Origin of the sequence: Dietzia maris, from assembly GCF_014144855.1 — a bacterium.
GTDB lineage: Bacteria > Actinomycetota > Actinomycetes > Mycobacteriales > Mycobacteriaceae > Dietzia > Dietzia kunjamensis.
Genome location: NZ_JAALDN010000352.1, coordinates 1 through 6,784, shown reverse-complemented (window position 1 = coordinate 6,784; position 6,784 = coordinate 1). Strand labels below are relative to the sequence as shown.

General features: G+C 69.3%; 5 protein-coding genes and 1 pseudogene. 3 read left to right on the top strand and 3 right to left on the bottom strand.

Annotation, left to right across the window (positions count from 1 at the left end):
• Positions 1-40 precede the first annotated feature (40 nt).
• From G6024_RS11765 to G6024_RS11755, 3 genes are all read right to left on the bottom strand, one after another.
• On the bottom strand, positions 41-1,027 hold the full coding sequence (locus tag G6024_RS11765) for an NAD(P)H-dependent flavin oxidoreductase (protein ID WP_172812205.1): 987 nt from the start codon (positions 1,025-1,027) through the stop codon (positions 41-43).
• Positions 1,028-1,340: 313 nt separating this feature from the next.
• Positions 1,341-2,330, bottom strand: coding sequence for an oxygenase MpaB family protein (locus G6024_RS11760; RefSeq protein WP_227022309.1), 990 nt, complete (start codon positions 2,328-2,330; stop codon positions 1,341-1,343).
• A 98-nt stretch (positions 2,331-2,428) separates the two neighbouring features.
• On the bottom strand, positions 2,429-3,925 hold the full coding sequence (locus G6024_RS11755; protein WP_159148776.1) for an aldehyde dehydrogenase family protein: 1,497 nt from the start codon (positions 3,923-3,925) through the stop codon (positions 2,429-2,431).
• 134 nt (positions 3,926-4,059) lie between these two features.
• On the opposite strand from G6024_RS11755, the pseudogene G6024_RS11750 reads away from it, so the two are divergent.
• The 3 genes and pseudogenes from G6024_RS11750 (at position 4,060) to G6024_RS11740 (ending at position 6,578) form a co-directional block, all read left to right on the top strand.
• Positions 4,060-5,201: pseudogene (locus G6024_RS11750) on the top strand (acyl-CoA dehydrogenase family protein).
• On the top strand, positions 5,198-5,701 hold the full coding sequence (locus G6024_RS11745; RefSeq protein ID WP_227022308.1) for a DUF4334 domain-containing protein: 504 nt from the start codon (positions 5,198-5,200) through the stop codon (positions 5,699-5,701). The pseudogene G6024_RS11750 and the gene G6024_RS11745 overlap by 4 nt, the downstream one beginning before the upstream one ends.
• A 76-nt stretch (positions 5,702-5,777) precedes the next feature.
• On the top strand, positions 5,778-6,578 hold the full coding sequence (locus G6024_RS11740; RefSeq protein ID WP_067720072.1) for an LLM class F420-dependent oxidoreductase: 801 nt from the start codon (positions 5,778-5,780) through the stop codon (positions 6,576-6,578).
• Positions 6,579-6,784: the final 206 nt, after the last annotated feature.

Here is a 6,784-nt window from a genome sequence, read left to right as displayed (position 1 = left end):
TCGTCATGGTCGACCTTGATGGCGTCACGTCCGGTCGCGGTCATCGGACCTTCTCCCCCGCCTCGACCATCCCGGCCAGCCTGCCGGTGATGATCTCCTCAGCCTCGGCCATCATCCGGTCGACGAGCTCCGCCGCGGTGGGCACGTCGTGGATCAGACCCTGACACTGGCCGGCGCTCCAGATGCCCGCGTCCAGGTCGCCGTCCTCGAAGACCTTGCGTCCGCGGGCTCCGGCGACGAGGTGCTGGATGTCGGAGAACTCGGCACTCTCGGCCTCTTTCGACACGACCTCGGCGGAGACGGCGTTGGCGGCCACCCGCGCGGTGTTGTGCAGTGTCCGGAAGATCAGCTTCGTGTCGAGCTCGGTGTTGGCCACGATCTGTTGTTTGACCTGCTCGGCCACCGGCGACTCGGCCGTGCACATGAAGCGGGTGCCCATGTTGGCGCCGTCGGCTCCCAGCGCCAGTGCTGCCACCATGCCGCGGGCGTCGGCGATCCCGCCGGAGGCGAGGATCGGGATGGACAGCCTCGCCGCCGCGGCAGGGATGAGCACCAGGCCGGGGACGTCGTCCTCCCCCGGGTGGCCCGCGCACTCGAAGCCGTCGATCGATACCGCGTCCACACCGAGCTGCTCGGCCTTGATCGCGTGGCGGACCGAGGTGCACTTGTGGATCACCTTGATGCCGGCCTCGTGGAACACCGGTAGGTGGTCCTTGGGATTGGACCCGGCCGTCTCGACGATCTTCACGCCCGACTCGACGATCGCCTGCCGGTACTCGGCGTACGGGGGCGGAGAGATCGCGGGAAGGATCGTGAGGTTGACGCCGAACGGCTGGTCGGTCATCTCCCGGCAGCGCGCGATCTCCTTGACCAGGTCCTCGGGCGTGGGTTGGGTGAGTCCGGTGATGATCCCCAGCGCGCCGGCCTCGGACACGGCGGCGGCGAGTTCGGCGCGGCCGACCCACATCGTGCCGCCCTGGACGATGGGATGATGGACGCCGAACTCCTCGGTGAATCGGGTGCGGATCACGGCTGGACCTCCTCGTAGGTGCCACCGGAGGTGGCCTCAGGACTTGGCATCGGCGACTGATCCCTTCTGCAACCGACCGCGATGACGTCGTCCCTCCAGAACGACCATGGATCCGATCACATATATGTGTAAGTGTCGCTACGCGATGCCCACTGTAGCCGGTGTTGTCAAGATCACACCGTGTTCCACCTAACCCGGAAAGCGCACCCATGTGCCCCTCACGCCCTCGTGGGTCACGCACCCTCTCCGGGCATCGGGTTCGGCGTCCCGACGTGCGGAAATCGCGGGGCGCGGCGGCGGTTCCGCCGGGTCAGGCGGCTCCGGTGGAGCCGGCGGCTGGAGCGTGCACGACCGGGCAGGCGCCCACCCGGTCGCGCGGCTGGATGGGGCAGGCCCCCAGGTCGGCGGGACGGTAACCCTCCGGGTATCCCGGGTACGTCCGGTTCTCGGTCCCACGGGACCCGAGCTCGCGGCGGCGGACCGGCAGCCACCGCACCACCTTCGACCGCATCCGCAGCGCCGCGTAGGCGGCCTCGCGGAACGCCCGAGGTTGCCACGGGAAGCCGAAGGCGCGGGTCATGTCGTCGTCGATCAGCGCCTGCACGACCTTGCGGACCACCGGCCGGGCCGGCTCCGGGTACCAGGAACACATGAGATCGAGCGTGTACGTCCCGATGAGCTCGTTGGTCCGGGCGTAGCGCATGGTGCGCGCCTCGTAGTCGTCCCGCCAGCGCCGGAACTCCCCGATGTCCTGCGGGATCCCCTTGATCTTCATCCGCTCCCCGACTGCGCGGTAGAAGTGGAACGCCGCGAGCCGCTCGTTCGGATGCAGACGCCGCCAGCCGTTCGCATCGATCCACTCGAGCGGTTCGTAGATGAACGTCGACAACACATAGAGCATGTCGTCATTGGTGATCTCGTACATCGCGTGTTGGCGGTTGATCACCCGCAGCGCCTCCTTGCCGCGGGGCGAGTCGTACCCGTGCTCGACCAGCTCCACCATGAGCAGCGCGGTGTCGTCGTACCGCTTCTGCGGGTGATCGCGGAAGTTGCCCGCCTGCTCCAGGACCGCCGACACCGAAGGGATGCAGTAGGTCCGGTACAGCGCCAGCTCGAGCGCTCGCTGATAGTCCCACGGGAACTCGTACGCGGAGGTGATGCGGTGGATCTCCGCCGCGTCCGCCACCGGATCGAGAGTCGCGATGAGATCACGCCAGTACCAGCGCCCGGGCTTGAACGGGACCCCTGCCGTGAGCGGGTGGTCGACGGCGGCGTCGGCGACGAGGTCGGCCGGGATCATGGTCCGAACACCCCGGGCACGGCGGACCGCTCGGTGGCCGCGGCCCTCGTCGTCGTCGTCACCTCCTCGGTTCTCTCGGAGGTGGCGGTCATCTCACCTCACATCCTTCCCTGGACGTTCGCGAGCATCCACTTGACGACCTTGATGTCACGCGGCTTGCGGGTCATGGTCATGAGGTTCAGCGGGGCCGCGAACTTCTGCGCGGTGATGGCCTTGGGGCGGGCGAACTCGCGCAACCCGTCGGCGCCGTGGATACGGCCGAAACCCGAGTCACCCGAACCGCCGAACGGCAACGCCGGGATGCCGGCGAACGCGAGGAACGAGTTGACCGACACCATGCCCACGTCCAACTTCTCCGCGAGGGCCAGCCCCCGCTTCTTGTTGCCGGTGAAGATCGAACCGCCGAGGCCGTAGCTGCTGGCGTTCGCCTTCTCGATGGCCTCCTCCAGGTCCGCGACAGGGTTGATCACGACGGTGGGGCCGAAGGTCTCCTCGGTGATCGCGGACGAGTTCTCGGGGACGTCGACGAGGACGACCGGCTCGATGATCTTCTCGCCGACCGAGTCCTCGCCGCCGAGTACGGCCCTGCCGCCCTTGGCGATCGCGTCCTTGACGTGCCTGCGGACGATGTCGACCTGCGCCGGCAGCGTCATGGGCCCGTAGCTGGAGGAGATCGAGTTGCCCGGGGTGAGCGCGCGGACCTTGGCCGTGAACTTCTGGACGAACGCGTCGTGGACGTCCGAGTGGACGTAGATCCGCTCCACGCCCGCGCAGGTCTGGCCCGCGTTGCCCATGGCGCCGAAGACCGCCTGGTCGGCGGCCGCGTCGAGATCCGCGTCCGAGTCGACGAGCAGGGCGTCCTTGCCACCGCCCTCGATGACGACCGGCGTGAGCGTCTCCGCGCAGGCGGCCATGACCTTCCGGCCCGTCGCGGCGGAGCCGGTGAACGCGAGCTTGTCGACGCCCGCCCTGCACAACGCCGCGCCCGTCGAGCCGTCGCCGGTGATCGTCTGGATGAGCGGCTGGGAGGCGCCCAGGGAATCCCACACCTCCGCCAGCCACACGCCCACACCCGGCGTGAGCTCGCTGGGCTTGAACACCACCGCGTTGCCCGCGGCCATGGCGTAGGACAGCGTGCCCATCGGGGTGAACGCGGGGTAGTTCCACGGGCCGATCGCGCCGACCACGCCGTAGGGCTGATATTCCACGTAGGCGGCCTGGTTGCTCATGAGCAGCCCGGCCGAGACGGAGCGCCGTCGCAGGACCTTGTCCGCGTTCTTGGCCGCCCACTCCAGATGGCTGACGGTGAGCATGACCTCGAGGGTCGCGTCCTCGTCCGGCTTCCCGGTCTCGGCGGAGATCAGGGACGCCAACTCCTCGGCCCTGGACGAGATCGCCCGCTTGTACTCCAGCAGCCACTCACGGCGACCCCGCGGACCCTGGTTCGCCCACCAGCGAGCCGCGGCACGCGCACGCTCCACGGCGAGGGCGACCTCCTCGGGACCGGCGACGGGGTACTCCGCGAGGACGGTGCCGTCGCGGGGGTCCAGGCTCGCGAACGTGGGGCCGGTCTTGCTGGGCTCGGTGGTCGTCATCTGAGGTCCTCTCGTTACCGATCACATATATTTGATGTAGCGTACCGCGATACGCGCCACAGTAGTCCAGTGTGCACCCAACCGGCACCCCGTGCCAGATACCGGGGCAACCACACAGAAAAACGAGGCGAGAAGTGTTCGACATCCTCACCGAAGAGCAGCGTGAATTCGCCAAGTCGATCGATGACTTCTGCGCGCGCGAGGTCGACGGCGTCGAGAGCGACGCGAGCTCACCACCGAGGGCGGCACCCACTCGCCGCACATCTACTCCAAGATGGCCGAGCTCGGATGGCTGGGGCTGACCGTCCCCGAGGAGTACGGCGGCTCCGACGCCGGCGCCGTCGAACTGTGCCTCCTGCTCGAGCACTCCCTGCGCGGCCTCGCCCCGATCGGCGGCATCGGCCCCACCCTCATCACGGCCGCCGCGTACCAGAAGTTCGGGACCGAGGAGCAGCGTAAACGCGCGCTCGAGCTGGTCGTGAACGGCGGGACCCTGTCCATCTCGATGTCCGAGCCCGGCGCCGGGTCCGACGTCGCCGCCCTGCGCTGCAAGGCCGAGCGCGACGGCGACAACTGGGTGATCAACGGGCAGAAGACCTGGTGTTCCAACGCCCACTTCGCCGACCGCATCCTGCTCGTCGCCCGCACCGACTCGTCGGGCAAGAAGCACGAGGGCATCACGATGTTCGACGTGCCCGCGGACATCGAGGGCCTGCAGATCACCGGGATCGAGACCATGGGCGGCAAGGAGGTCAACGACCTCTACTTCACCGACGTCCGCCTGCCCGCCGACTCCGTGATCGGAGAGGTCGGCGGCGGTTGGGCGCAGCTCATGACCGGGCTCAATACCGAGCGCCTCATCCTCGCCGCCATGCAGCTCGGCGTGGCCCAGCGGGCGTTCGACGACTGCCTGACCTTCATCAAGGAGCGCGAGCAGTTCGGCCGCCCCGTCGGCTCCTTCCAGGTGCTCCGCCACCGTATGGCCGACCTCGCCACCGAGATCGAGGCCGCGCGCCTGCTCGTCTACGCGGTCGCCAGGAAGGTCGACGAGGCCGACCCCACGGCCCTGTTCCCCCGCGAGGCCTCCATGGCCAAGCTCAAGGCGTCCGAGCTGAGCAAGCGGGTCACGCTCGAGTGCATGCAGTCCATGGGCGGATACGGGTACGCCACCGAGTACGGGATGGAACGTCTGGTCCGCCAGGCGGTGGTCCCCACCATCTACGGCGGCACCAACGAGGTCCAGCGGGACATCATCGGCAAGACGCTCGGCCTGTGAGCACCGCCGGGGCGGTCGGCACCGCCGGGACCGCGGGCGCCGCCGCGCGCGAGTTCGAGCTCATCCTCGCGCTCGACACGGTCCCCTCGGACCGCGTCTCCGCGCTGTGGGACTCCCTCGAGCCCGCGCGGGTCGACGACATCGCGGGCAGCCGCTGGAAGGGCACCGGCCTGGACACCGGGCACCCCATGTTCGGCATGCTCGGGCAGATGCGCTGGTGGGGCAAGGACTTCACCGAGGCCCGCAAGGTGGACCCGATCCTCGTCACCGACGACTCCGGTGAGGTCGTGCCGGACACCTCGGCGACCGGCGGGGGCGGGGCGTCCCTGTGGGAGGTCTCCTTCCGCGGCCGCCCGACCGCCTCCATGGTGTACGACCGCCTGCCGGTGATCGACCACTTCGCCGTCGTCGGACCCGACACCCTCCTCGCGGTGATGAACGGGCGAGGCACCGTGCACGAGGGAGAGCACTTCTGGTTCGTCCTGGAGCGCGAGCGCTGAGACGCACGGGCCGGGTGCGCGGGGCGGGAGCCTGGCCCGGGTGCACGGGGCGGCGCCACGCCCCACAATGGGGCGCATGACCCCGAACCCCACGCGCCCGGTCCGCATCGCCGTCCAGCTCCAGCCGCAGCACTCGCCGGACTACGGACTGATCCGGGACGCCGTCCGACGCTCCGAAGACGCGGGCGTGGACGTGGTCTTCAACTGGGACCACTTCTTCCCGCTCTACGGTGATCCCGACGGCGCCCACTTCGAGTGTTGGACGATGCTGGCCGCGTGGGCCGAGCAGACCGAACGCGTCGAGATCGGCGCCCTGGTCACCTGCAACACCTATCGCAACCCCGACCTGCTCGCCGACATGGCCCGGACCGTCGACCACATCTCCGGCGGCCGCCTCATCCTGGGCCTGGGCAGCGGATGGTTCGAGCGGGACTACGCCGAGTACGGCTACGAGTTCGGCACCAAGGGCTCGCGGCTCGACGACCTCGGGCACTCCCTCGAGCGGATTGAGCAGCGCTTCGCCACGCTCACCCCCGCCCCGACGAGGGACATCCCCGTGCTGCTCGGTGGCGGCGGTGAGAAGAAGACCCTGCGACACGTGGCCCGCCACGCCGACATCTGGCACTCGTTCGTGGACGTGGAGACCTACCGCCACAAGTCGGAGGTGCTCGCCGGGCACTGCGCGGACGTGGGGCGCGATCCGGGCGAGATCGAGCGGTCGACGGAGATCGGCGGGGCCAGCTCGCCCGACGAGGCGAAGCGGCTCGCCGAGAACCTGCACGCCGAGGGCGTCACCCTCTTCACGGTCGGGCTCAACGGCCCCGACTACCCGCTGGACCTGGTCGAGTCGCTGGTGGCCTGGCGCGACGGGCGATAAGCCGGCGCGCCGGCGCTGAACCTGCCCGTCGGCGCCGGAAATCCGCTACTCCGAATCCGGATCCGCTATCCCGATCGGCGTAGCGAATCCGCATTCCGAGTAGCGGATTTCGGGCTGGATTGGAACCGGGGCGGGCCGGGCGGGCTGGGGCGGGCGCGTGTCGGCGCGGGCCGCGGCGGATGCTCCTATGGATGTCAAGCGGCTTT

Bases quoted from the DNA above. Each gene is read 5' to 3' on its own strand.
- G6024_RS11760 (WP_227022309.1), bottom strand. From the start codon at position 2,330: ATGATCCCGGCCGACCTCGTCGCCGACGCCGCCGTCGACCACCCGCTC.
- G6024_RS11740 (WP_067720072.1), top strand. From the start codon at position 5,778: ATGACCCCGAACCCCACGCGCCCGGTCCGCATCGCCGTCCAGCTCCAG.
- G6024_RS11755 (WP_159148776.1), bottom strand. From the start codon at position 3,925: ATGACGACCACCGAGCCCAGCAAGACCGGCCCCACGTTCGCGAGCCTG.